This is a genomic window from Sulfuriferula nivalis (genome assembly GCF_009937995.1).
GTDB classification, from domain to species: Bacteria; Pseudomonadota; Gammaproteobacteria; order Burkholderiales; family Sulfuriferulaceae; genus Sulfuriferula; species Sulfuriferula nivalis.
The window spans coordinates 665,655-689,991 of the sequence record NZ_AP021881.1; the positions used below are offsets into that span (position 1 = coordinate 665,655).

General features: G+C 47.7%; 31 protein-coding genes. 19 read left to right on the forward strand and 12 right to left on the reverse strand.

What is annotated here, in order from left to right; genetic code table 11:
* Positions 1 to 53 precede the first annotated feature (53 nt).
* On the reverse strand, positions 54 to 1,295 hold the full coding sequence (gene icd / locus SFSGTM_RS03550) for an NADP-dependent isocitrate dehydrogenase (protein ID WP_162083957.1): 1,242 nt from the start codon (positions 1,293 to 1,295) through the stop codon (positions 54 to 56).
* A 36-nt stretch (positions 1,296 to 1,331) separates the two neighbouring features.
* Between icd and SFSGTM_RS03555 the strand changes: the two genes are divergently transcribed.
* From SFSGTM_RS03555 to mnmA, 5 genes are all read left to right on the forward strand, one after another.
* Positions 1,332 to 1,892: a pseudouridine synthase gene (locus SFSGTM_RS03555; protein WP_162083958.1), complete on the forward strand. Its 561-nt coding sequence runs from the start codon at positions 1,332 to 1,334 to the stop codon at positions 1,890 to 1,892.
* Positions 1,893 to 1,993: 101 nt separating this feature from the next.
* On the forward strand, positions 1,994 to 2,209 hold the full coding sequence (locus tag SFSGTM_RS03560; RefSeq protein ID WP_162083959.1) for a hypothetical protein: 216 nt from the start codon (positions 1,994 to 1,996) through the stop codon (positions 2,207 to 2,209).
* Between the two features lie 126 nt (positions 2,210 to 2,335).
* Positions 2,336 to 2,779, forward strand: a complete 444-nt coding sequence (locus tag SFSGTM_RS03565) for an NUDIX hydrolase (protein ID WP_162083960.1) — start codon at positions 2,336 to 2,338, stop codon at positions 2,777 to 2,779.
* Complete coding sequence (locus SFSGTM_RS03570; protein WP_162083961.1) at positions 2,779 to 3,318, forward strand: hypothetical protein; 540 nt, start codon at positions 2,779 to 2,781, stop codon at positions 3,316 to 3,318. The genes SFSGTM_RS03565 and SFSGTM_RS03570 overlap by 1 nt, the downstream gene beginning before the upstream one ends.
* Entirely contained in the window at positions 3,311 to 4,378 is a 1,068-nt protein-coding gene (mnmA, locus tag SFSGTM_RS03575) for a tRNA 2-thiouridine(34) synthase MnmA (RefSeq protein ID WP_162083962.1), read from the forward strand. The genes SFSGTM_RS03570 and mnmA overlap by 8 nt, the downstream gene beginning before the upstream one ends.
* A 34-nt stretch (positions 4,379 to 4,412) precedes the next feature.
* On the opposite strand, the gene orn is transcribed toward mnmA, so the two are convergent.
* Positions 4,413 to 4,961, reverse strand: coding sequence for an oligoribonuclease (gene orn / locus SFSGTM_RS03580; protein ID WP_162083963.1), 549 nt, complete (start codon positions 4,959 to 4,961; stop codon positions 4,413 to 4,415).
* Positions 4,962 to 5,007: 46 nt separating this feature from the next.
* Here orn and SFSGTM_RS03585 point away from each other — a divergent pair, with 46 nt between their 5' ends.
* Entirely contained in the window at positions 5,008 to 6,255 is a 1,248-nt protein-coding gene (locus tag SFSGTM_RS03585; protein ID WP_162083964.1) for a M48 family metallopeptidase, read from the forward strand.
* 19 nt (positions 6,256 to 6,274) lie between these two features.
* Positions 6,275 to 6,583 carry a c-type cytochrome gene (locus SFSGTM_RS03590; protein ID WP_162083965.1) on the forward strand — a complete coding sequence of 103 codons (309 nt, stop codon included), beginning with the start codon at positions 6,275 to 6,277 and terminating at the stop codon, positions 6,581 to 6,583.
* A gap of 15 nt (positions 6,584 to 6,598) precedes the next feature.
* On the opposite strand, the gene SFSGTM_RS03595 is transcribed toward SFSGTM_RS03590, so the two are convergent.
* On the reverse strand, positions 6,599 to 7,075 hold the full coding sequence (locus SFSGTM_RS03595) for a DUF302 domain-containing protein (protein WP_162083966.1): 477 nt from the start codon (positions 7,073 to 7,075) through the stop codon (positions 6,599 to 6,601).
* A 16-nt stretch (positions 7,076 to 7,091) separates the two neighbouring features.
* Between SFSGTM_RS03595 and SFSGTM_RS03600 the strand changes: the two genes are divergently transcribed.
* The gene (locus tag SFSGTM_RS03600) at positions 7,092 to 7,442 is read left to right on the forward strand and encodes a winged helix-turn-helix domain-containing protein (protein ID WP_162083967.1); all 351 of its coding nucleotides are present in this window, start codon (positions 7,092 to 7,094) and stop codon (positions 7,440 to 7,442) included.
* Here the strand turns inward: SFSGTM_RS03600 and moaE are convergent.
* The 4 genes from moaE to efp form a co-directional block, all read right to left on the reverse strand.
* Positions 7,423 to 7,887: a molybdopterin synthase catalytic subunit MoaE gene (gene moaE, locus SFSGTM_RS03605; RefSeq protein ID WP_162083968.1), complete on the reverse strand. Its 465-nt coding sequence runs from the start codon at positions 7,885 to 7,887 to the stop codon at positions 7,423 to 7,425. The genes SFSGTM_RS03600 and moaE overlap by 20 nt on opposite strands.
* A gap of 3 nt (positions 7,888 to 7,890) precedes the next feature.
* Positions 7,891 to 8,148, reverse strand: coding sequence for a molybdopterin converting factor subunit 1 (gene moaD / locus SFSGTM_RS03610; RefSeq protein ID WP_162083969.1), 258 nt, complete (start codon positions 8,146 to 8,148; stop codon positions 7,891 to 7,893).
* A gap of 1 nt (position 8,149) precedes the next feature.
* Positions 8,150 to 9,349 (reverse strand): molybdopterin molybdotransferase MoeA, encoded by a 1,200-nt coding sequence (locus tag SFSGTM_RS03615; RefSeq protein WP_162083970.1) that lies wholly within the window; start codon positions 9,347 to 9,349, stop codon positions 8,150 to 8,152.
* Positions 9,350 to 9,411: 62 nt separating this feature from the next.
* Positions 9,412 to 9,969: an elongation factor P gene (efp, locus tag SFSGTM_RS03620; protein ID WP_162083971.1), complete on the reverse strand. Its 558-nt coding sequence runs from the start codon at positions 9,967 to 9,969 to the stop codon at positions 9,412 to 9,414.
* A 125-nt stretch (positions 9,970 to 10,094) separates the two neighbouring features.
* Between efp and trhP the strand changes: the two genes are divergently transcribed.
* The 11 genes from trhP (at position 10,095) to recX (ending at position 18,914) form a co-directional block, all read left to right on the forward strand.
* Positions 10,095 to 11,447, forward strand: a complete 1,353-nt coding sequence (trhP, locus tag SFSGTM_RS03625; RefSeq protein ID WP_162083972.1) for a prephenate-dependent tRNA uridine(34) hydroxylase TrhP — start codon at positions 10,095 to 10,097, stop codon at positions 11,445 to 11,447.
* Between the two features lie 550 nt (positions 11,448 to 11,997).
* The gene (locus tag SFSGTM_RS03630) at positions 11,998 to 12,723 is read left to right on the forward strand and encodes a YebC/PmpR family DNA-binding transcriptional regulator (protein ID WP_162083973.1); all 726 of its coding nucleotides are present in this window, start codon (positions 11,998 to 12,000) and stop codon (positions 12,721 to 12,723) included.
* Positions 12,724 to 12,737: 14 nt separating this feature from the next.
* Positions 12,738 to 13,334: a riboflavin synthase gene (locus SFSGTM_RS03635; RefSeq protein ID WP_162083974.1), complete on the forward strand. Its 597-nt coding sequence runs from the start codon at positions 12,738 to 12,740 to the stop codon at positions 13,332 to 13,334.
* Positions 13,331 to 14,419, forward strand: coding sequence for a bifunctional 3,4-dihydroxy-2-butanone-4-phosphate synthase/GTP cyclohydrolase II (gene ribBA / locus SFSGTM_RS03640; protein WP_162083975.1), 1,089 nt, complete (start codon positions 13,331 to 13,333; stop codon positions 14,417 to 14,419). The genes SFSGTM_RS03635 and ribBA overlap by 4 nt, the downstream gene beginning before the upstream one ends.
* A gap of 4 nt (positions 14,420 to 14,423) precedes the next feature.
* Complete coding sequence (gene ribH / locus SFSGTM_RS03645) at positions 14,424 to 14,891, forward strand: 6,7-dimethyl-8-ribityllumazine synthase (protein ID WP_162083976.1); 468 nt, start codon at positions 14,424 to 14,426, stop codon at positions 14,889 to 14,891.
* Positions 14,888 to 15,325, forward strand: a complete 438-nt coding sequence (gene nusB / locus SFSGTM_RS03650) for a transcription antitermination factor NusB (RefSeq protein ID WP_162083977.1) — start codon at positions 14,888 to 14,890, stop codon at positions 15,323 to 15,325. The genes ribH and nusB overlap by 4 nt, the downstream gene beginning before the upstream one ends.
* A gap of 3 nt (positions 15,326 to 15,328) precedes the next feature.
* Entirely contained in the window at positions 15,329 to 16,288 is a 960-nt protein-coding gene (gene thiL, locus SFSGTM_RS03655) for a thiamine-phosphate kinase (RefSeq protein ID WP_162083978.1), read from the forward strand.
* On the forward strand, positions 16,269 to 16,757 hold the full coding sequence (locus tag SFSGTM_RS03660; protein ID WP_162083979.1) for a phosphatidylglycerophosphatase A family protein: 489 nt from the start codon (positions 16,269 to 16,271) through the stop codon (positions 16,755 to 16,757). Before thiL ends, SFSGTM_RS03660 begins: the two co-directional genes overlap by 20 nt.
* The gene (locus SFSGTM_RS03665; RefSeq protein ID WP_162083980.1) at positions 16,754 to 17,248 is read left to right on the forward strand and encodes a CinA family protein; all 495 of its coding nucleotides are present in this window, start codon (positions 16,754 to 16,756) and stop codon (positions 17,246 to 17,248) included. Before SFSGTM_RS03660 ends, SFSGTM_RS03665 begins: the two co-directional genes overlap by 4 nt.
* 96 nt (positions 17,249 to 17,344) lie before the next feature.
* Positions 17,345 to 18,382 carry a recombinase RecA gene (gene recA, locus SFSGTM_RS03670; protein WP_162083981.1) on the forward strand — a complete coding sequence of 346 codons (1,038 nt, stop codon included), beginning with the start codon at positions 17,345 to 17,347 and terminating at the stop codon, positions 18,380 to 18,382.
* A 13-nt stretch (positions 18,383 to 18,395) separates the two neighbouring features.
* Positions 18,396 to 18,914, forward strand: coding sequence for a recombination regulator RecX (recX, locus tag SFSGTM_RS03675; protein WP_232526034.1), 519 nt, complete (start codon positions 18,396 to 18,398; stop codon positions 18,912 to 18,914).
* A gap of 9 nt (positions 18,915 to 18,923) precedes the next feature.
* On the opposite strand, the gene SFSGTM_RS03680 is transcribed toward recX, so the two are convergent.
* The 5 genes from SFSGTM_RS03680 to rnr all read right to left on the reverse strand — a co-directional run bounded on the left by SFSGTM_RS03680 (position 18,924) and on the right by rnr (position 24,309).
* Positions 18,924 to 19,673 carry an S-methyl-5'-thioinosine phosphorylase gene (locus tag SFSGTM_RS03680; RefSeq protein ID WP_162083982.1) on the reverse strand — a complete coding sequence of 250 codons (750 nt, stop codon included), beginning with the start codon at positions 19,671 to 19,673 and terminating at the stop codon, positions 18,924 to 18,926.
* 69 nt (positions 19,674 to 19,742) lie between these two features.
* The gene (locus SFSGTM_RS03685) at positions 19,743 to 20,558 is read right to left on the reverse strand and encodes a Tim44 domain-containing protein (protein ID WP_162083983.1); all 816 of its coding nucleotides are present in this window, start codon (positions 20,556 to 20,558) and stop codon (positions 19,743 to 19,745) included.
* 130 nt (positions 20,559 to 20,688) lie between these two features.
* Positions 20,689 to 21,231 (reverse strand): hypoxanthine-guanine phosphoribosyltransferase, encoded by a 543-nt coding sequence (locus SFSGTM_RS03690; protein ID WP_162083984.1) that lies wholly within the window; start codon positions 21,229 to 21,231, stop codon positions 20,689 to 20,691.
* Positions 21,224 to 21,964 (reverse strand): 23S rRNA (guanosine(2251)-2'-O)-methyltransferase RlmB, encoded by a 741-nt coding sequence (gene rlmB / locus SFSGTM_RS03695; RefSeq protein ID WP_162083985.1) that lies wholly within the window; start codon positions 21,962 to 21,964, stop codon positions 21,224 to 21,226. Before rlmB ends, SFSGTM_RS03690 begins: the two co-directional genes overlap by 8 nt.
* Positions 21,965 to 21,966: 2 nt before the next feature.
* Positions 21,967 to 24,309: a ribonuclease R gene (rnr, locus tag SFSGTM_RS03700; protein WP_162083986.1), complete on the reverse strand. Its 2,343-nt coding sequence runs from the start codon at positions 24,307 to 24,309 to the stop codon at positions 21,967 to 21,969.
* Between the last annotated feature and the right edge of the window lie 28 nt (positions 24,310 to 24,337).

Genomic DNA, 24,337 nt, shown 5'->3' on the forward strand with positions numbered 1-24,337 from the left:
CGATTTATTCGCACCCTTTTTTATTGCCTGCTGTTTAAGCAGGCAAGCTGGCTTTACATATTTTCTATCATCTTGTCACCGAATGCTGAGCAAGATAATTTAGTTGCGCCATCCATGAGTCGCACGAAATCAGCAGTAACGGTTTTATTGGTAATCGCTGTTTGCATGGCAGCAACGATTAAATCAGCTGCTTCATCCCAGCCGATGTGACGTAACATCATGTCGGCAGACAAAATAGAGGCTAATGGGTTGGCCAGGTCTTTACCAGCGATGTCAGGGCCAGTGCCGTGAGTTGCTTCGAAAATAGCAACGCTGTCAGATAAGTTCGCGCCTGGTGCGATACCGATACCACCGACTTCCGCTGCCAAAGCATCTGAAATATAGTCGCCATTAAGGTTCAGTGTGGCGACTACATCATAATCAGCAGGTTTTAATAGAATTTGTTGTAGGAATGCATCAGCGATAACGTCCTTGATGACAATGCCATTCGGCAGTTTGCACCATGGGCCACCATCTATATCAACTGCACCAAATTCACGTTTAGCCAGTTCATAACCCCATTTTTTGAAACCACCTTCGGTGAATTTCATAATGTTGCCTTTGTGCACCAAGGTGACTGAGCTACGTTTGTGGTCGATTGCATATTGTATGGCTTTGCGGATCAGGCGCTCGCTACCTTCGATAGATACGGGTTTGATACCGATGGCAGATGTATCCGGGAAGCGAATTTTAGTGACGCCCATTTCTTCTTGCAGAAATTTGATGACCTTTTGTGCTTCTGGTGAGCCAGCTGGCCATTCTATACCTGCGTAGATGTCTTCTGTATTTTCACGGAATATCACCATATCTACTTTTTCTGGTGTTTTAACAGGGCTAGGTACGCCTTGGAAGTAGCGTACAGGACGCAAGCAAATATACAAATCCAGAGTTTGGCGCATCGCGACGTTTAATGATCGTATGCCGCCTGAAGTGGGCGTGGTTAACGGACCTTTGATGGAAACCACATAATCACGCATGGCATTGAGGGTTTCTTCAGGCAGCCAGCTATCATTGCCATAGACTTTAACTGCCTTTTCGCCAGCATAAATTTCCATCCATGCGATTTGGCGTTTACCTTGGTATGCCTTGGCAACGGCGGCATCAACCACTTTACACATGACTGGAGTAATATCAGCACCTGTACCATCGCCTTCAACAAATGGGATAATGGGCTGGTCAGGTACGTTAAGCGTGGTGTCGGCATTAACAGTGATTTTTTCGCCAAAGCTTGGCAGGTGTATGTGTTGGTAAGTCATGATTTTCCCTAATCCCTAAAATAAAGTTAATCCTGTATGCGGCAAGTTATATTATTTAATAAACCTTATGGTGTGGTGTGTCAGTTCAGTGCTGATGGCAAACACCCTACCTTAAAAGATTATATCCCTATTGCGGACGTCTACGCAGCGGGGCGACTAGATACCGATAGTGAAGGTTTGCTTATTTTAACTGATGATGGTCGTTTGCAGCATCAACTTGCACACCCCAAGCATAAATTACCTAAAACTTATTGGGTGCAAGTTGAGGGCGAAATGACTGAAGATGCGCTGGTGGCTTTGATGCGAGGCGTGGACTTGGGCGATTTTGTCACCGCACCTGCGCATGCGCAAAGCATTGCGGAGCCTGATGGGCTGTGGTCGCGTACGCCACCTGTACGTTTTCGCTTGTCAGTGCCCACAAGCTGGATTGCGCTCACGATTACCGAGGGTAAAAATCGTCAGGTTAGACGTATGACTGCAAAAGTTGGGTTTCCGACTTTACGATTAATTCGGGCGAAAATCGGTAATTGGACATTAGATAGCCTCGCTCCGGGACAATATCGGCAATTGTCTGTCATGGAATTGAAAAATATTTGAATATCGTGTCAACGGCATGAAAGCTTATGGCGTTACTTGCTATGACGACGATGAATTCGCGTCATATTAACTTACACTAATTTATTTTTAAGGATGTCAAAATGAGCAAATTATTATCCGCTTTGATCGTTGCTGCTTTCGCTGCTGTTTCTTTCTCTGCTGTTGCTGCTGACGCTCCTGCTGCAGCACCTGCTGCGACTGAAGCTGCTGCACCTGCTGCTGCTCCTATGAAAGCTAAAACTAAAAAGCACCACGCTAAGAAAAAAGCAGCTAAAAAAGTTGAAGCTGCACCAGCTGAAGCACCAGCTGCAAAATAATTAGCCACAAGCTAATTGTGATGCGATAAACGGGAGCTAGTCTCCCGTTTTTTATTGTCTGAGCGTTGTGAACCGATACGAAGTTGTCGTTTCTCAGTTAAAATTATGCTTTTGTGAGTTTATTCCATGGTGTGGAAGCCGCACGTCACCGTTGCTGCTGTCATTGAACAGCATGGCAAATTTTTACTGGTAGAGGAACATACTTCTGAAGGGGTATTGTTCAATCAACCTGCAGGTCATCTGGAACCAGGTGAGTCTTTGCTGGATGCAGTCATACGCGAGACGTTGGAAGAGTCCGCATATCATTTTCTGCCCACTGCGTTGGTGGGTATTTACCAATGGCATCAGCCCTTGCACGACCGGACTTATTTACGCTTTGCCTACACTGGTGAAATAACCGGACACGATGCTGAGCGTACGCTGGATACAGGTATTATTCGAGCATTGTGGCTAACACCCGAAGAAATAAGCGCGCAAATTCAATTGCATCGTAGTCCACTGGTAATGGATAGCCTGCAAGATTACATGCGCGGTGCGCGCTTTCCTTTAAACGTAGTTACGACTTACTGATGCGCGTCTGGTTGTTATTGCTGACGTTGTACACTGCACCAAGCTGGGCGGTGAATGTTGATATTTGTTATAACTATGACTGTGCTGTACATGCTAATGTACGTTTCACCAGCACGCAAATACGAGATATTCGTGAATTGTTTATCACGGTTACCACGTCACAACAGGAGCGTGATGCGATAGCCTTGGCTATGGGGCTGTTTGCAGGATATACGGCGCAACAGACACCGACCGGTAATGACAAAGGTGGTAATGTAAATGATGGTGATGTCGATGGGCGTATGGACTGTATGGACCACGCGCATAATACGACGGCCTATCTGCAATTATTAAAACGATTTGGTTTTTTGGCTTACCACGATGTGTTGTCACCTGTGGAGCGCGCACCATTGTTGGTGAATGTACATTGGGGGGCTCAAATTATGGAATATGCTAGCGGAGATAAATTTGTAGTGGATACCTGGTTTAGAGATAACGGCGCACCCGCGGTGATTTACCCATTGGAAGCATGGTTGCAGGGAGCATCACCTGATGAGTAATGCCAATACGCATATTGTAGTGGGCATGTCTGGTGGTGTTGATTCCGCGGTGACTGCATTGTTGTTGAAGCAGCAAGGTTATCGCGTGACCGGTGTGTTCATGAAAAACTGGGAGGACGATAACGATGATAATTGTCCTGCGCGCCAAGATTTTTTAGATGTGCTGGCAGTGGCCGATGTTATTGGGCTGGATATTGAATCGGTCAATTTCAGTGCTGAATATAAAGATCGTGTGTTCAGTTATTTCCTGCGTGAATATCAGGCGGGGCGCACACCTAACCCTGATGTATTGTGTAATGCCGAGATAAAATTTAAGGCATTTCTCGATTATGCGATGTCACTAGGTGCGGATAAAATTGCAACAGGGCACTATGCCCGTTTGTCTGAGCTAGATGGACAGTTTTATTTACGTAAAGCTGTGGATTTGAGCAAGGATCAAAGTTATTTTTTATACCGACTCAATCAGGCGCAGCTATCGAAAGCGATGTTTCCTTTAGGCGATATGCTTAAATCTGATGTGCGTAAACTTGCAGAGCAAGCGGGTTTGCCAAATGCGGCGAAAAAAGACAGTACAGGCATATGTTTTATTGGTGAGCGTCCGTTTACAGAGTTTCTGCAGCGCTATCTTCCCATCACGCCAGGCGCGATGCGTACGCCAGAAGGTAAAGTGATGGGGCAACATCAAGGTTTGACTTATCACACCATAGGTCAGCGCCAGGGTCTGGGCATCGGTGGCGCGGGTGAGCCGTGGTTTGTGGTAGCGAAAGATATGGCTAATAATGAATTGATTGTGGTGCAAGGGCATGATCACCCGTTGTTGTATCGTTCGCAATTGATAGCTGCGGACTTGAGCTGGGTGGCTGGTGCTGTGCCTGATGTGGCGCAAAGTTGCGCGGCGAAAACACGTTATCGGCAAGCTGATGCAGCATGTCATGTTGCAGCATTAAGTGCAGACACATGCGAATTTAATTTTGCTACGCCACAATGGGCAGTCACCCCTGGACAGTCAGTGGTAGCCTATCAGGGAGATATCTGCTTGGGCGGCGGGATCATTCAGTAAATGTGTCGGATTGGGTTCCGACACAGGCAGAATATCAATCCAGTTTAATAAACACTTCACGATAATGCTGCATTTCGGCGATCGAATCATAGATGTCCGACAAAGCTTCATGCTTGCTGTTTTTGGTGAAATTCTTTACTGCATCAGGTTTCCAGCGTTTTGCCAGTTCCTTGAGTGTGCTCACATCCAGATTGCGGTAGTGGAAGTAGTCTTCCAGTTTCGGCATGTAACGAGCCAAGAAACGTCTGTCCTGGCATATGGAATTGCCGCACATGGGTGAGATGCGATTAGGAACGTGTAGTTGCAAGAATGCGATCATTTCGGCTTCTACACTGGCTTCATCAAGAGTTGACGCTTTGACTTTGTCTATCAGACCGGACTTGCCATGCGTACCTTTGTTCCAGCTGTCCATACCATCTAATACGGCATCACTTTGGTGTACAACGAGTACAGGGGCCTCGGCGATGGTGTTGAGTTGCGAGTCGGTGATGACCAGCGCGACTTCTAAAATACGGTCGCTGTCGGGTTGCAAACCAGACATTTCCATGTCTATCCAGATGAGGTTGTTTTGATCTTGTGGCATTTTGCTTATTCAACGATTAAAAATGAGATTGTGGCATAATCTGACTATGAATACATTTACTTTAATTTTTATCTTGGCATTAAGTGCCACCACTTTATTGCGAGTTTGGTTAGCGTTACGTCAGATTCGTCATGTCCAACAACATCGTGATGCGGTACCGCAGGCTTTTGTTGGACAGATTAGTTTGGAACAACATCAGAAAGCGGCAGACTACACCGTGGCAAAAAGTCGTTTTTCGCTGTTTCAAATTGGTGTAGAGGTTATGTTGTTGCTGGCGTTTACGCTTGCGGGTGGTATTAATGTGGTGAGCGGTCTATGGGCTCAGTATGTGGATCAACCTTTGCTACGTAACGTGGCGTTGATTGCAAGCGTGCTGGTGCTGAGTAGCTTAGTAGAGTTGCCACTGGATATTTATCGAAAATTCAAACTGGAACAGCAGTTTGGATTTAATACCATGACGCCACGCCAGTACGTGCAAGACATGATTATGCAGTCGGTCGTGGGTGCAGTACTAGGGCTGCCATTGTTGTTTGCAGTATTGTGGATAATCGCCTCGATGGGTACGTATTGGTGGCTGTATGCCTGGCTGGTCTGGGTGAGTTTTAATTTGTTGATATTAGCGATCTACCCGAATTTTATCGCACCATTATTCAATAAATTTGAACCATTGCCTGATGGTGAGTTAAAGCAGGGAATTGCTAGTTTGTTGAATAAATGTGGTTTTACCGTGCAAGGTTTGTTTGTCATGGATGGCTCGAAACGTAGTCGTCATGGCAATGCGTATTTTACCGGCTTTGGCAAAACCAAGCGGATAGTGTTATTTGATACGCTGATTAAACATTTGCAAGGCGGGGAAATTGAAGCAGTGCTGGCGCATGAATTGGGGCATTTTCATCATCGTCATGTGGTCAAACGTATGGTATGGATATTCAGCATGAGTCTGGCGTTTTTGTGGGTGTTGAATTTACTGCTGACTAGCCCGTGGTTCTTTGCCGGATTAAATGTTCAGGAGATGAGTGCTGGTGCTGGTTTAATGTTGTTTTTCCTGGTGTTGCCTGTGTTCAGTTTGCCATTGCAGCCTTTGTCCAGTGTGTATTCGCGTAAGCATGAGTTTGAGGCAGATGCCTATGCTGCTGCGCATGCCGATGGTCGAGACCTGGTGAGTGCATTAATTAAACTGTATCGTGATAATGCCTCGACGTTGACACCTGATACATTGTATTCTTTGTTTTATGATTCACATCCTAATGCGCAGCAACGTGTTGCCCGTTTGCAAGTTGTGAAGCCCGCTTAAATGATTTGAAAGGTTTAAAATGAGAGCTGCTTTGTTAGTAATGTGTGTCGCAGGGGTAGCTTTGTCTGCCAGTGCGATGGCGTTTGATAAGGGTGATCCCAAGCTGGGTAAAGCCCTGGTGGATAAGTCTTGCGTGAGTTGTCATGCCTCGATGTATGGTGGTGATGGCTCGAAAATTTACACTCGCCCTGACCACAAAGTGAAAACGCCACAACAATTGGCAGCGCGTATCAGTGGCTGTAATGCCAATACTGGTGCGGGATGGTTCCCTGAGGAAGAAGCGCATGTGGCTGCATATTTGAATCAGCAGTATTACAAATTCAAATAGTCAGGCACAGCGAGATTATTTGCTGAGGTCTATACCTTCGGTAATGATGTCATTTAATAACTGCTCAACTTGTTTGAATATTTCGCGTGAACTGCGCGCTTTCACTACAGGTGGTTTGCGGTAGCTTACGTATATCATGTTGGGTTGGGCAGGCAGATTGTAAACCGCAATGCTGTATGGGCAGACCATAATGTTGGTAGGGTCTGCCTCCATCATGCTCCGAGACAGAGTGGCACTGCAAAATTCTATTTGTTCCGCGTTTAAATATACTTCCTTGCTCGCCCCTAAATCCTTGCCAGTGCGTGCCAGCATTTCGCTGATATGATTGATGTGGTTGATTTTCAAGCCGCGTCCTTCGACAGAACTGACGATCGAATCCCGTACTGTCTCAAAATCTCCTTGCGTTTGATAGATATGAGAAAATTCATTAGTGTCGGCAGCCATGCTGGCCGCGGAGTAACTGAGGAATAATGCTAGAATTAAATTTTTCATGTAGCACCTTGTGAATATGAATACAGAAATGCAAGTATGGGGGAGAGTCTGGGTAACGCGCAATGGTAATAATCTCATAGGGCGTGGTCGAGTGACCTTGTTGAAAAAAATTGCAGAAACCGGTTCAATTTCGCAAGCGGCGAAGTCCATGAAAATGAGCTACAAAGCGGCGTGGGATGCGGTTGATGCCATGGGTAAAACTTTAGGTGAGCCGCTTGTGGCGACCAGTACGGGCGGGCGTGGCGGTGGTGGTGCACAATTGACAGCTAAAGCACATTTGGTGATTGCTGCATTTGAAGCAATCGAAATTCGCCATCAGCAGATGTTACAAGATTTAGCAGCAGAGTTTAATGCGGCGCTGGTTTAGACCAGCGTTGTTGCGCTAACTCATCACTTTCTCGTGCATCGACCCAGTGCGCGCCATTGGGTGTGTGTTCTTTTTTCCAGAAAGGTGCGCGCGTTTTTAAATAATCCATGATAAATTCACACGCAGCAAAGGCATCACCTCGGTGCATGGATGCGATTGCTACCAGTACGATTTGATCGCAGGGTGAGAGCTTGCCGACACGATGGATGATGGTGGCGTCAATAATTTGCCAGCGCTGCTGTGCAGTGGTGATGATTTCTTGCAGCGATTTTTCTGTCATCGCTGGATAATGCTCCAGTTCCATGCAGCTGACGCTGTGGTCATGGTTAATGTCTCGCACTAGGCCGACAAAGCTGACCACTGCGCCGATTTGCGGCTGATTTTCTCGTAGTGCATTAACCTCGGTGGTTAAGTCAAAATCATCTGTGGTGACCAGAATTTTCATGAATTAACCACCCGTCACTGGTGGAAATATTGCTACTTCATCGCCGTCTTCGAGCGGCATCGTCATTTCAGCCAGTTCCTGATTGACGGCCACGCGGAAGCTTCCCCCCGCCGCGAGTGCTTCAGTCCAGACACCACCGCGTGCACGAAGTACATCCAGCAGCATCGCCACCATCGCTGCGCCATCCGGCAGATCCAGCGTTTCTGCGCTGACACCTAGCTTTTCGCGCAGTTTGGCAAAGTAGAGTACTTGGATATTCATATTAATGCAGTTCGTTAAACGGAATGAAGTTAATCATATCGCCTATCGCTATCGTTTGCCCAATTTCCAGATCTATAAAACCATTTGCCCAAGTGGTGGATGTGAGCACGCCTGAGCTTTGGTTGGGAAATAGTGTGGCTGCAAGTACGCCATCTGCACCCACTTGTGCACGTGCACGCAAGAACTCTCGGCGGTCACCAGCCTTGTTCCAGACGCTGGCTGCACGAACTTTGTAGATGATGGGGAGGCAATCTTTTGCGCCCATGCGTTTTAAAATGAATGGGCGAGCAAACAGACTGAAGGTGGCAAATGCGGAAACAGGATTGCCAGGTAAGCCGATAAAGTCAGCTTCGCCTATGCGGCCATAAGCCAGAGGTTTGCCCGGTTTCATGGCGACTTTCCATAAATCAATTTGCCCTAATTGTGCGACAGCCGCTTTGACGTGATCTTCTTCGCCGACAGATACGCCACCGCTGGTGATGATGAGGTCAGCCATTTGGCTGGATTGTTGTAATGCCTTTAAAGTCGCATCCAGTGTGTCAGGAATGCTGCCCAAGTCTATCCAGTCGCAGTCCAGCGTTTTAATGAGGCCGGCAATGGTGTATCGATTGGAGTTGTATATCCTTCCTGCGGTGAGGGGCGAGCCAGGCTGGACGAGTTCATCACCAGTAGAAAAGCTGGCAATTTTTAAGCGAGTATAGACTGGGAGTGTTGCGTAGCCCACGGAAGCGGCTAGACCCATGTGAGCTGCGCTTAGGCGCGTGCCTGCGGTTAGCACGGTGTCACCTGCTTTAATGTCTTCACCTGCACGGCGAATATTGTCACCTGAGTTGATTGTACGGTTAATGCGGATGCTGTCACCTTCTACGCTGCAATGTTCTTGCATGATGACGGCATCTGCATCAGCTGGTATAGGTGCGCCAGTGAAAATGCGAGCTGCAGTGCCTGCCAGCAAAGCCGTACCTACTTGTCCGGCAGGTATGCGCTGACTGACGGATAATAAAGCGCCAGCGACACATTCTGCTGCACGTACTGCGTAACCATCCATGGCGCTATTGTCTAGCGGTGGTACGGTAATGGCCGAGGTGAGGTCGGTGGCAAGAATACGACCCAGACTTGATTCGGTCGCTATCGTTTCCGTAGTCGTGAGCTCGCGTGCGCGCAGCAGTAGTTCAGCAAGTAGTTGGTCAGCGGTGAGCATGGCGTTCCTCTAAAAGAAAAAAGCAGCCGTAGCTGCTTTCGTCGTTTCAAACACAGCGTGTATTAGTTTACACGACGCTTGAATTCATTGGTGCGGGTGTCGATTTCGATTTTGTCGCCAATTTCCACGAATGCAGCAACCGGAATTTCAAAACCTGTAGCCAAGCGTGCAGGCTTCAACACTTTGCCTGATGTATCGCCACGAACCGCAGGTTCAGTGTAAATCACTTCGCGAACAACGGTGGTTGGCATTTCAACAGAAATTGCTTTGCCATTGTAGAACATAACTTCTAATGGCATTGCATCTTCCAGATAGTTGAGTGAGTCACCCATGTTGTCGGCTTCGATTTCGTACTGGTTGTACTCTTCATCCATGAATACATACATAGGATCTGCGAAGTAAGAATAAGTACAATCTTTATATTCTAATTGTACAGACTGGAATTTTTCGTCAGCTTTGTAAACTGCTTCTGCTGTTTGGCCTGTCAGCAAGTTTTTCATTTTCATTTTAACTACAGATGCATTGCGCCCGGATTTGCTGAATTCAGCTTTCTGCACCACCATCGGGTCGCTACCGACCATAAATACATTACCTGCGCGTAATTCTTGAGCTGTTTTCATCTGCGTTTTCCTACCAAATGGTTAAGATAATAAATAATCCCGCTATTTTAACCGAAACTGGCAAATTTCACCAAGCTGACGTACTGATATAATAGAGATTATTGAATAACAGAGAGATTTATAGCATGAGCCTACGCGCCCCTGAACTTTTGTTGCCTGCTGGTAGCCTGGATAAAATGCACACCGCGTTTCGCTTTGGCGCAGATGCGGTCTATGCCGGACAGCCGCGCTACAGCTTACGTGCTCGTAATAATGAATTTCAGCTGGATCAAATTGAGCTGGGCATTAATCAGGCGCGCGCATTGGGTAAAAAATTCTTTGTTGCCAGTAATTTGATGCCGCATAACGCTAAAGTTAAAACCTATATGGCGGATATGGAGCCCATCATCGCCATGCGCCCCGATGCACTAATTATGGCTGACCCTGGATTAATCATGATGGTGCGTGAAAAGTGGCCAGAAGTGCCTGTGCATTTATCGGTGCAAGCTAATACGGTGAACTATGCAACGGTTAAATTTTGGCAGGCATTAGGTTTGACCCGCATTATTTTGTCTCGTGAGTTGTCGCTGGATGAAATTGCCGAGATCCGTCAGCAGTGTCCTGATATGGAGTTGGAAGTGTTTGTTCATGGCGCGTTGTGCATTGCGTACTCTGGACGTTGTTTGTTGTCAGGTTATTTTAATCATCGTGACCCTAATCAAGGTACTTGTACCAATTCTTGTCGCTGGGATTATAAAGTTCATGATGCCGAAGAAAATCCGGCTGGTGATATTCAGAAGATTGATTTCAACTTTGGCAGCGCGCTTGAGCAGGCTGAAACCAGCTTTGCTGATTGCGGACAGCAGCAGCGTCATCCATTGGCAGATAAGGTTTATTTGATAGAGGAAAGTGCGCGGCCTGGAGATTTGATGCCCGTGCTGGAAGACGACCATGGCACTTATATCATGAACTCAAAAGACCTGCGTGCCATTGAACATGTGGCCAGATTGGTTGAGATGGGTATAGATTCACTGAAAGTCGAAGGTCGCACCAAATCTGCTTACTACGTTGCGCGTACTGCACAATCATACCGTCAAGCCATAGATGATGCCATGGCGGGCAAACAGTTTGATACCAATCTGTTGGCGACATTAGAAGGGTTGGCTAATCGCGGCTATACCGACGGTTTCTATGAGCGTCACCACACGCATGATTATCAAAATTACATGCGTGGTCATTCAGAATCTAACCGCAGCCAATATGTAGGTGATGTGACCGGATACGATGCGCAAACTGGTATGGCTGAGATTGCCGTGAAGAATAAATTCAGTGTAGGGGATAAGCTGGAAATTATTCACCCCACAGGCAATTTCGATGTGGTTATTGATGCCATGTGTATTAAAAATAAATCAGTCACGGTTGCACCAGGTACAGGCCATCTTGTGCAAGTAAAGGTCGGGCAGGACTGCCGTGATGGCATGGTCGCCCGCTACTTGTAATAGTAGCTCAGGCGTATGGTATCCGTTTAGCCGCAAACTTTCATCTGTAAGGTGAAACTGATAATACCCAAGCAGATAGCGGCAAGCGGTAGCCAGAGATCGTGAAAATTAAATTTTCGTTTTCTTAGCCAGTTATCTGCAATGACAAATAATGATCCTACACCCGCAATAGATGTAACTATAAATAAGAACCCAGATATCAATATGATAACCATGTTGGTATTGCTGGCGTTTGTGCATACCAGTCGATTAGGCATGCGAGAATCAAAACCATAAAGAAAAATCAACGCTGATATGGTAATGAAAATGATCACTGCCAAAATAATCAGCCAGGAAGCAGGTCGGCTGATGAATTTGTACAGGGTTTTCAAATCATAAAACTGTATGTGCATGAAACCTCCGTTATTTATTGATTTTTAAACAATAATAGCAGAAATTTAATAATGTTCATGGGTGATTTGCTGAAATGTAACTTAAGTCGTTAGGGTTATCGTAACGGGCGGCAAAGTGGTAAAATTATGGTTTTTCATACGCAAGCCAAGAGGATGTTATGGCAGGTCATAGTAAGTGGGCGAATATCAAGCATAAAAAAGCAGCAACGGATGCGAAGCGCGGCAAGATTTTTACGCGCCTGATTAAGGAAATTACGGTTGCAGCAAAGATGGGTGGTGGCGATGTTTCTACCAACCCGCGTTTGCGTCTGGCGATGGATAAAGCGTATGACAATAACATGCCGAAGGATAACGTAGAGCGTGCAATTAAGCGCGGTTGCGGTGATCTGGAAGGTGTGAATTATGAAGAGATACGTTACGAAGGTTATGGCATAGGCGGTGCAGCAGTCATGGTGGACTGTTTGACTGATAACAAGGTGCGTACTGTTGCGGATGTGCGACATGCTTTTAGCAAATTCGGTGGCAATATGGGAACAGATGGCTGCGTGGCTTTTCAGTTCCAGCATTGCGGTCAGTTGTTGTTTGCGCCGGGTGTGGATGAAGATGCGCTGATGGAAGCTGCACTTGATGCAGGTGCCGATGATGTGATGACGCACGAAGATGGTAGTATCGAGGTGATTACACCGCCGTACGAGTTGCACACGATTAAGCAAGCACTGGAAGCAGCCGGATTTAAGGCTGAGTTTGGTGAGGTGAGCATGAAGCCACAGAATGAGGTTGAGTTCACAGGTGATGATGCGGTCAAAATGCAAAAGCTGTTGGATGCACTGGAAGCGCTGGATGATGTGCAGGAGGTCTATACTTCTGCTGTACTTGACGAATAATTTTAAGGATAGCCGTGTTTACAGGAATTATTCAGGCAGTTGGTAAAGTCGCCGAAGTTGTACCCAGTAACGATGATGCGCGTTTATTGATAGACGCGACGACGCTGGATTTAAGCGACGTCGCGCTAGGTGACTCCATTGCCTGCAATGGTGTTTGTTTAACGGTGGTCGCGTTGTCGCCACAAGGTTTTAGTGTGGATGTGTCAGCTGAGACTTTCCGTTGTACGGTGGGCTTTCCCGCTGGCACATTGGTCAATCTGGAAAAAGCACTGCGCCTGGCGGATAGGCTGGGTGGGCACTTAGTTTCTGGGCATGTTGATGGTGTGGGGACAGTGGTTAGCTTTGCCCCTGTGGGCGATTGCTTTGAGCTGGTTATACGTGCACCTGGCGATATTGCGCGATTTATTGTAACCAAGGGTTCGGTCACTGTGAATGGCGTGAGTTTGACCGTTAATCGCGTGGCGGGTGATGAGTTTAGTATTAACTTGATTCCACACACACTTGCGAATACCAATTTACATATCTTAGCTACTGGTAGTCATGTCAATCTGGAAATCGATATGATGGCACGCTACGCTGAACGTATCCTCAATTATCAGGAATCTAAATGAGTTTAAGCCCTATAGAAGACATTATCGCTGATATCAAAGCTGGCAAAATGGTGGTGTTGGTTGATGAAGAAGATCGTGAAAACGAAGGCGATTTGGTGATGGCAGCTGAATTTGCTACACCTGAAGCTATTAATTTTATGGCGAAGTTTGGGCGCGGTCTGGTTTGTCTGACTTTGACGGATGAACGCTGCAAGCAACTCGGCTTACGCCAGATGGTGTCAGATAATCAATCACCTTACAGCACCGCGTTTACCATTTCTATAGAAGCGGCTGAAGGTGTGACCACTGGCATTTCAGCTGCAGATCGTGCGTGCACGATACAGGCTGCTGTAGCCAAGCATGCTAAAGCGACAGACATTATTCAGCCCGGACATGTTTTTCCATTACGTGCACAACCAGGTGGTGTATTGATACGTGCTGGCCATACTGAAGCTGGTTGCGACTTGGCGGCGATAGCTGGGCTGGAGCCTGCTGCGGTAATTTGCGAAATTTTGAAAGAAGATGGCGAGATGGCGCGTTTGCCAGATTTGCTGCCTTATGCCCAAGAGCATGGTTTGAAGATAGGTGCGATAGTTGATTTGATTCATTATCGCAACCAGAATGAAAGTCTGATAGAGCGCGTAGGTGAGCGGGCAATCACAACCGCATTTGGCGAATTCAAGTTGATAGCGTATCGCGAAAAAATCTCAGGTGCTGCGCATCTGGCATTGGTCAAAGGTGAAATTTACTCTGATAATGAAACCTTGGTGCGTGTGCATGAACCTGTTTCAGTGATGGATGTGCTGGAAATGGATAGCCCCTTGCATAGCTTCGGCGTTAACCGCGCGCTGGAAAAAATAAATATGATGGGTGCTGGTGTGCTAGTGTTGTTGCACAGACCTGAAACCGCTACTGAATTACTGGGGCATGCATTGCCTGATAATGAAGTTAAACCTGCCCAAAAATGGGATGTGCGCAATTACGGCATAGGTGCACAAATTTTGAAAGATGTCGGCGTGGGTAAAATGCGCTTAATGGCAAAACAACGCAAAATGCCATCGTTGGCAGGATTTGGGTTGGAAGTAGTCGGGTATAGCGAGGAATAATGGCATGGCAACATACAAAAATACACGCGAAGTAGATGCAAATATGGCCGGTGAAGCGTTATCCATCGCTATAGTGATGAGTCGTTTTAATCGTGATATCTGTGATGCATTATTGGCATCATGCGTTAATAAACTGGCGCAATTGGGTGTTAAGGCAGATAACACGGTGATTATTAACGTGCCTGGTGCGCTGGAAATCCCTGTAACCCTACGTAAACTAGCATTGAGTGGCAAATATGATGCACTCATCGCGATAGGGTCGGTAGTGAGGGGTGATACTTACCATTTTGAGGTGGTGTCCAACGAAATGGCGAGCGGGATTACGCGTGTGCAATTGGATACAGGCATCCCTGTCGCCAATGCCGTGCTAACTACCGATACTGACGAGCAAGCGCACATCCGTACCGCAGTTAAAGGTGCTGAAGCGGCAGAATGCGCAATAGAGATGGCTAACTTGTTGAAGGTGTTATGAGCGGAAATAGACGTAAGGCGCGTGAATTCGCGGTACAAGGGGTGTATTTGTGGTTGCTGAATCAGCAACCTGTGAATGATGTGATTAAACAGTTGCGTGAAGATGCAGCTTATCAAGAGATTGATGAAGCCATGTTTTCCAAATTGCTGCACGGTGTGGTTGCTAATGTGGCTGAGCTGGATCTGCGTATTGCGCACTTTGTAGATCGGCCTATGGCAGAATTGAGCCCTGTTGAACATGCTGTGTTGTTGCTGGGTACGCAAGAATTATTGCATAGCCTGGAAGTGCCTTATCGGGTCATTATTAATGAGGCAGTTGAATTGACTAAAACCTTCGGTGGCACTGATGGGCACAAATACGTCAATGGTGTAATGGATAAAATTGCTGCACAGGTGCGTAGTGCAGAAGTGAATAAGCCGCGCGCACCTAAATAACCTATGTCCAGTGAGTTTAGTCTCATACAGCAATACTTTTCTCGGCCTACGCCCGATGTAGTATTAGGTGTAGGCGATGATTGTGCGTTATTGCAATCCTCCCCAAACATGCATCTCGCGGTCTCGACCGACAGTCTGGTTGCTGGTGTGCATTTTTTTCACGATGCCGATCCTGCCTTGTTAGGCTGGAAAAGTCTGGCTGTTAATTTATCTGATCTGGCTGCAATGGGCGCAACTCCGCGCTGGTGCACATTGGCGATTAGCTTGCCTGAGGTAGATGAATCTTGGCTGGCTGCTTATGCCGATGGTTTGTACCATTGTGCAGATGCGCACCAGATACGACTGGTGGGTGGTGATACGACGCGCGGCCCACTCAATCTGAGTTTGACGGTGATGGGTGAAGTGCCCATTAATCAAGCACTGCGTCGGGATGGTGCGCAGGTCGGTGATGCGATTTGGGTATCTGGTGACTTGGGTGACGCTGCATTCGCCTTAGCCGCGATACAGGGGCAGTTGCAATTAAGCGAGGTTGATATGGCAAGCCTGGCACAACGCTTGCACGCACCTGTGCCTCGAGTTTCCCTGGGTCTGGCATTGCGCCAGATTGCCCATAGTGCGATTGATATTTCAGATGGATTGTTGGCTGATTTGGGACATATTCTTAGCCATAGTCGAGTCAGTGCTGTGCTGCACTATGCGGCCTTGCCGACTAGCGAGATTGTGGCTGATTTAGCTGCACATCCAGCTTATGATCGTTGTGTTTTGGCTGGTGGCGATGATTATGAATTGTGCTTTACCGCGCCAGTGGCGCACTCTGACGCTATATCTGCTATGGCTGAACAATTGGATGTGCGTTTAACCTGTATAGGTGAAATTGTTGCTGACGGTGGCATGCAACTTATGGACGCTGATGGCCAGCCCATGCAGATGGTGCAAATGGGGTATGATCATTTTGTCAGCTAATTGGCAATTTATTATCCGCCATCCTGCTCATTTTATTGCGTTTGGATTTGGTGCCGGTTTGGCACCGAAAGCGCCGGGGACGTGGGGTACGCTGGTAGCGTTGCCATTGTATTACGGCCTGATGCTATGGTTAAGTCAGCCACAAATGCTGATTTTGATTGCCTTGGCTTTCGTGATCGGTATAGGAATCTGTGATGTGACTGGCAAAAATCTGGGCATCTCAGATTATGGTGGCATCGTCTGGGATGAAATCGTAGCAATGTGGCTGGTGTTGGTGTTTGCGCCTGTACAACCTGTTTGGTGGGCGGTGGCATTCGGCCTGTTTCGTTTGTTTGATATCTGGAAGCCGTTCCCGATAAGCTGGTTTGATACCCATGTAAAGAACGGATTTGGGGTTATGCTGGACGATCTGTTAGCTGCTTTGTTTGCGATAGGCAGTCTGTATGTAATGTTGTGGGTGCTGAAATGAGGCCGACTGATGCAGAGCTATACCAATTAGCGGTAGCAGCGGGAAAGGCATTACACCATCGGGGTATGCGCTTAGCGACAGCAGAGTCCTGTACGGGTGGCTGGGTAGGTATGGTGATGACCGCAGTGCCCGGCAGTTCAGCCTGGTATGACCGTGGTTTTATCACCTATACCAACGAAGCTAAACACGCGCAATTGGGTGTGGCAGTGGCAACGATAGCAAGCACAGGTGCAGTCTCCGAAGCCACTGTACGCGAAATGGCCATGGGCGCGTTACAACACAGTTTGGCAGATATTGCTCTGTCGATTTCAGGTATAGCTGGACCAGGTGGCGGTACGCCGCATAAACCAGTGGGTACTGTATGTATAGGCTGGGCCATGCGTGATGGCACGACGTTGCAAACGACTTGCAGGTTAGATGGTGATCGAGAAGAAATACGCGCACGTGCGGTGGCTGCGGCATTGCGCGGTGTGATTGAGTTGCTGTCCTGAATCACGGATAATAACTGAAAAGGTCTCGAAAAAATAATGGCGGTGATGCACCGTATTTTGGCAACACTATTCAGCATCAATTTTTAAGGAACATACATGGACGATAATAGAAGCAAAGCCTTGGCTGCTGCACTGGCGCAAATCGAAAAAAGTTTTGGTAAAGGTTCCATCATGCGCCTGGGTGATGGTGAGGTGGTGAATGATGTACAGGTTGTGTCTACAGGCTCACTGGGCCTGGATATCGCGTTGGGTGTAGGCGGTTTGCCACGCGGCCGTGTGGTGGAAATCTATGGCCCTGAGTCATCTGGTAAAACTACGCTGACTTTGCAAGTAATTGCAGAAATGCAAAAGCTGGGCGGTACGGCAGCATTTATCGACGCGGAACATGCACTGGATCCACAATATGCACAGAAGCTGGGTGTGAATGTAGGTGAACTGTTGATTTCTCAGCCTGATACAGGTGAGCAGGCTTTGGAAATCGCTGACATGTTGGTTCGCTCAGGGTCAGTGGATATTGTGGTGGTCGATTCGGTTGCTGCATTAACCCCTAAAGCTGAAATTGAAGGCGAAATGGGCGATTCACACATGGGCTTGCAAGCGCGTTTGATGAGCCAGGCGTTGCGTAAACTCACAGGTAATATCAAGCGTACCAATACGCTGGTAATCTTCATTAACCAGATTCGTATGAAAATAGGTGTGATGTTTGGTAGCCCAGAAACCACCACGGGTGGTAATGCGTTGAAGTTTTATGCATCGGTGCGATTAGATATTCGACGTACTGGCGCGATTAAAAAGGGTGAAGAAGTCATTGGTTCAGAAACACGTGTCAAAGTGGTTAAGAACAAGGTTGCTCCACCGTTCAAGCAAGCTGAATTTGATATTTTGTATGGCGAAGGTATTTCACGTGAAGGTGAAATCATTGAGCTGGGTGTAGTGCATAAAATCGTTGATAAAGCGGGTGCATGGTATGCCTACAATGGTGAGAAAATTGGTCAGGGTAAAGATAATTCACGTGAATATTTGCGTGAACATCCGGAAATTGCACGTGAAATAGAAAATAAAGTTCGCGCAGCTGTTGGTATCGTACCTCACACCGTTCGTATTGGTGATTCAGTCATTAAAGACGAAGCCTGATTAGGTTATAGACTTGCGTAACAATCCTTTGGATGAGCCTTTTGTCGATGAACCGGATGCTCGTCCCAAGGTAGTCAAATCGCTCCGTGCCCGTGCCCTTGATGCGCTGGCCCGGCGTGAACATACGCGTCTGGAATTACAGCGTAAACTCAGTCCTCACTCTGAAGACCCTGAAATACTCAGTAGACTATTAGATGATTTTGAACAACGGGGCTGGCTTTCTGACGCGCGTTATGCGGAACAACGCGCCCATGCCAGTCAGTCACGCTATGGCAGTCGTAAAATCGAGTATGAGCTGCGTCAGCAAGGTGTTGCCGAATCGCTCATCAGCACTACATTAGATAATCTTAAAGCCAGTGAATTCGAACGGGCATTACAGGTTTGGCTAAAAAAATATGGCACACCCGCCAACACCCCCAAAGATCGTAACCAGCAGATGCGCTTTTTGCAGTCACGTGGATTTGAGATGGAGGTGATCTATCGTGTAGTGAATATGGATGAGCAGACTTTGGCGGAATGGATATCTCAGTAAGCAGCTAGTTCACTCACCATTGTGCAATGCAACCAAATGCGCAATGACATTGCGTACTCGTCCCATGCTGGCATTTAATGTGGTCTGTATTTCTTCACCATGTATTGCAATTTTGCTGGTGCCACGTCCTGCGGCGTGATTGATGACCACGCCTATCGCTGCATAACGTAAACCTAACTCACGTGCCAATACTGCCTCTGGCATGCCGGTCATGCCCACCATGGTCGCACCATCACGTTCTAAGCGGTTGATTTCGGCTGCTGTTTCCAGGCGTGGGCCTTGGGTGCAGGCATAGACACCCTGGTTTATGTAAGGCTCATGGGCACTTTCACATGCACGCATGATGTTCTGGCGTATTTCTTCGGAGTAAGGTTCGGTAAAGTCTATGTGGGTAACGGGCAGTCCAGCGCCATCAAAGTAGGTGTTTTTGCGACCATGGGTGTAATCAATAATTTGGTGGGGAACAGCCAGTGTGCCAGGTAGCAAATCAGGATGTATGCCGCCAACACTGGCAATCGAGACGATGTGGGTGGCGTCATGCTCGCGTAATGCCCAGATGTTTGCCAGATAATTGACGCGATGTGGAGGTATGGTATGACCATATCCGTGACGGGCAAGAAATATGACTTCATGACCGTTGATATTGCCGAAAGTCAGCGCCCCAGAGGCTTCGCCATAAGGTGTGCGTACCACCTTGCGATGGGTAATAGTGAGGTTGTCCAGTTGGGTTAGACCCGTACCGCCGATGATTGCAAGCATGCCACTTCCTTTTTATTCGAAAAAAAACGCCATCACCCAAAGAGTAATGGCGTTCGGATAGTGCTGAGTTTACTGTGCTTGCTGTATGCCTGCAATATGCCAAGGCGCATTGCGATCGTTGGCGGGTTTTTGTATATGCCAGATTTCGTTGAATGCCTCAGCAGGTGCGTTGGCAACTTCGCGAATTAGACCATGGAAACGGACGCTGACAGTGATGAAATCAGACTCGGTGACGACGTCAATGACATCGGCATTGAGCAAGGTAACTTCGGTCCTTTGTGGTTCATTGCCGCGTTCCTGTATCTGCATGCTGATTTCAGCAAATACTTCGGGTGTGGTGTACTCGCGGATATCTTGCAAATCACCCGCGTCATTGGCAGCCTGCAAGCGGATAAAGTGTGACTTTGCTTCGCGTACAAATGCGACATCGTCAAACCAGGCTGGGCGGGTGCTGTTTGGTGCTGTGTAACCACCACTACCCATCGCAGGAACAGCAACGGGGCCGCTGTAGGCTGTGTAAGCAGCTGCTTGGGGGGTTGAGATAGGGGTGCGGCGCAACATGCGGAACAAGAAGAGCAGTCCAGCAGCCAGACCCATGATCATCAAAATGTCCATGAATTTAATGCCGTCAAAACCATGCCCCATGAACATCGATGCCAGTAAGCCACCAGCAGCTAGTCCTGCTAAAGGGCCTAGCCAACGACTTGCACCAGAAGCAGGTGCAGCAGGAGCTGCTGTAGGCGCGCGGGCAGGTGCAGGCTGGCTGAAGCTGGTACGTTGCTTGCCAAAGCTGCTGCCACCACCAAAACGTTTGGCGTCGGCGGTGCCTGTTATTAAACTAAGACTGATGAATAAGGTTAATACGAGTGCGAGAAATTTTCGCATATGGTGCTCCATAAAAAATTAAAACAAATTCCCGCTAGCACGAGCACGAAAGGTAGTCATTGTTACGATGATAGCTTACCTGACAATAATGACAGGAATTAGTCAGCAAGTGGGGGGAATAAGTTCAATTTCAAGGCATCGCATAAATGGCGGGTAAATTACGCCATGCGCCTGATACATCCATACCGCACCCAAATACGTAACGGTTGGGCAGGGTCAGTCCAACATAATCAGCGGTGATAGGCTTCTCTTTATTGATGTCTTTGTTGGTGAGTACAGCGCATGCCACGCTGGCAGCACCCATGGTCAGTAGTTTTTGCTTAATGGCGGCAAGCGTGTGTCCTTCGTCGAGAATATCATCAAGCAGGATGATATGGCGGTTATTGACATCCGTTTGTGGCATGGCTATCCATGCCAGTTCACGACCATGCAGTGCCTGACCATAACGGCTGGCATGGAGATAATCACATTCCAGCGGGAAGCGTAACATGGGTAATAATTGACCTGCGAATATCATGCCACCGTTCATGACGGTAATGACGAGCGGATGTTTATCAGCGTAATCTTGTTGTATTGCTGCAGCCAGTGTCTGGATCGCAGTGTTTATTTCTTCTGCAGTGTAGATACAAACTGCATTATTCAATGTGTCCCAAGCGTTTGCCGTATTAGTCATGGTTACCTCGTTGACGACGTGTCTCGTATAAACATATGCCTGCGGAAACTGATACGTTCAGGCTTTCTACAGTGCCATACATAGGGATTTTGACCAGCGTATCGCAGTGCTCACGGGTGAGTCTGCGTATGCCTGTACCTTCGGCACCCAGTACCCAGGCCACTGAACCGCTGGCGTCAGTTTGTGCGATTTCCGACTCGGCTTCGCCATCTGTACCGATGATGAACACACCATATTCTTTGATCTCACGCATGGCACGAGCAAGGTTGGTGACGGTGAGATAAGGCACAGTGTCAGCCGCACCACACGCGACTTTAGCCACTGTGGGGGTGAGACCAACAGCACGGTCTTTAGGAGCGATGACCGCATTTGCACCCATGGCATCGGCCACACGTAAACATGCGCCAAGATTATGTGGGTCTTGCACGCCATCTAAAATCAGCAGCAATAAGTCACCTTGTAAATCACCTAATAAATCATCCACATGGCGTGGCTGATTTGCCATGGTGACGCGGGCAGCTACACCCTGATGGCGTGGGCCGCCAGCGATACCATCGAGACGTTTGCTATCTACTTGTAAAATGCGCAGGCCAAGCTGTTTGGCGGATTCGACTAAATCTCGTGCACGTGGGTCTTGTCTGGCAGCGTCTACAAAAACTTCTTCGACGCTGGCTGGGTTTTGGCGTAAACGCGCATTAACTGCGTGAAATCCATAAATTAAAATACTGGCCATGATTATCCTGGTTTATTGGTTTTGCGGCGACGCGGTTTTTTTGCTGGTGTAGCCGCAGGAGGCGTGGATTTTACGGCAGCACGTTTGCTTTGCGTAGCTTTTTTTGTGGTTTTTGTTTTAGTGGCGGTAACTGCTTTGGCAGTGCCGCTATCAGCCGTGATCAGGCTGAAGTCTATACGTGTGGTATCAAGGCTGACGCGCACTATTTTTACCTGGACACGGTCACCTAAGCGATAACGCACACCTGTGCGCTCACCCAGAATTTGATGACGGGTTTTATCAAAGTGGAAATAATCGCTGCCCAGTTCTGAAATATGCACCAAGCCTTCGACATAGATGTCGTCCAGGGCAACGAACAAGCCAAAGCCGGTGACGCTGGCAATCGTGCCGACGAATTCTTCGCCTACGCGGTCTTGCATGTAGTAGCACTTGAGCCATGCCTCGACATCGCGAGTCGCATCATCGGCACGACGCTCAGTCATAGAGCAATGTCCACCTAATTCCACCCAGTTGCCCGGTACATATTTTTGACCTTGTAACACCGCTTTTATTGAGCGATGTACAAGCAAATCAGGATAGCGGCGTATCGGTGAAGTGAAGTGGGTATAGGCTTCATAAGCCAGGCCGAAGTGCCCAACGTTATCCGGGCTGTAAACAGCTTGTTGCAATGACCGTAGCATCACGGTTTGCAATAGTTGTGCATCAGGGCGTGGTTTGATTTGTAGCAATAGTTTTGCGTAATCCTTGGCCGTTGGCGTATCGCCGCCACCCAGACCCATACCAAACTCTGATAGGAACTCACGAAGTGCAGTGAGTTTTTCGGGCGTTGGTCCTTCATGGATACGGTACAGGCAAGGATGCTTGTTCTTCTTTAACAAATCTGAAGCGCAGACGTTAGCGGATAACATGCATTCTTCAATGATGCGATGTGCATCATTGCGAGTAACAGCGACAATGCGGTCTATCTTTTTCTCGTCATTGAATATCATCTGCGTTTCGGTGGTTTCAAAGTCGATGGCGCCGCGAATTCCGCGTGCCTTGAGCAAGACCTTGAACAAGGTGTTCAAATTGTTCAATTGCGGTAGTAGGTGGCTTTTTTCTTCCGCATTTTCAGGATGTTGCAGCCAATCCCAAACCTGGTTGTAAGTCAGGCGTGCATGTGAATACATGACGGCTGGGTAAAAACGGTAGCTTTTTACTGAGCCTGTTGCGGTGATTTGCATGTCACACACCATGCACAGGCGTTCGACTTCAGGATTGAGCGAACATAAACCATTAGATAGTTCCTCAGGAAGCATAGGAATAACACGGCGAGGAAAGTACACGGAATTGCCGCGGCTATAGGCTTCGACATCAAGTGGATCGCCCGGTGCAACATAATGTGACACGTCTGCAATTGCCACTATCAGGCGGAAACCTTTACCTTGCGGTTCGCAATATACCGCATCATCAAAATCACGCGCAGTTTCGCCGTCTATGGTGACTAGCGGTAAATGACGGATGTCTTCGCGACCCTCATGATCTTTTTTCAATACTTTTTTCGGCAATTTCTTGGCGATAGCTTCTACAGTATCAGGGAAAATATATGGCAATGAATGCTTGCGCAGCGCAATTTCAATTTCCATACCTGGATCAGTATAACTACCGAGTATTTCGACTACACGGCCAACTGGTTTGCTGTTTTTGGCAATTTGATCAATTAATTCTACGTTGACGACTTCACCTGCTTTTGCCTTGCCCTGATTACCTGCGGGTATCAGTATGTCCTGAGTGATGCGCTTATTTTCAGGTGCAACCAGCATAATGCCGTGCTCGATAATCAAGCGGCCAACGATGTGGGTATTGGCGCGTTCCAATACTTCAACGATTTTTCCTTCACGCCGTCCGCGTCGGTCTGCCCCGATTTCGCGTCCCATGACGCGATCGCCGTGCATGACTTTTTGCATTTCACGCGGCGATAAAAATAAATCATCGGATTCATCTTCAGGATGCATAAAGCCAAAGCCATCAGGATGACCAATGATGCGGCCTTTGATTAAATCAAGTTTGTCTACCACGCATAAATCGCCCTTGCGATTTTGCATCAGTTCACCGTCGCGCTCCATGGCGCGCAGGCGGCGTGAGAATAGATCGGTTTCTTCTGGAACGATGCCCAGGAGTTGTGCAAGTTCATCAGCTAATAGTGGTGCACCATGTTGCTGCAATACCTCCATGATAAATTCACGGCTAGGCAGTGGATTGTCGTAGCGCTCGCGCTCACGTTCCAGATGCGGGTCTTGCCAGCGTAATGCTGTTTTTTTGGTTTTTTTTGTGCTTGGTGTTTTTGGTGGTGTGTTTGTTTTCATTGACAACTGTCCATGTTCATTTATAATC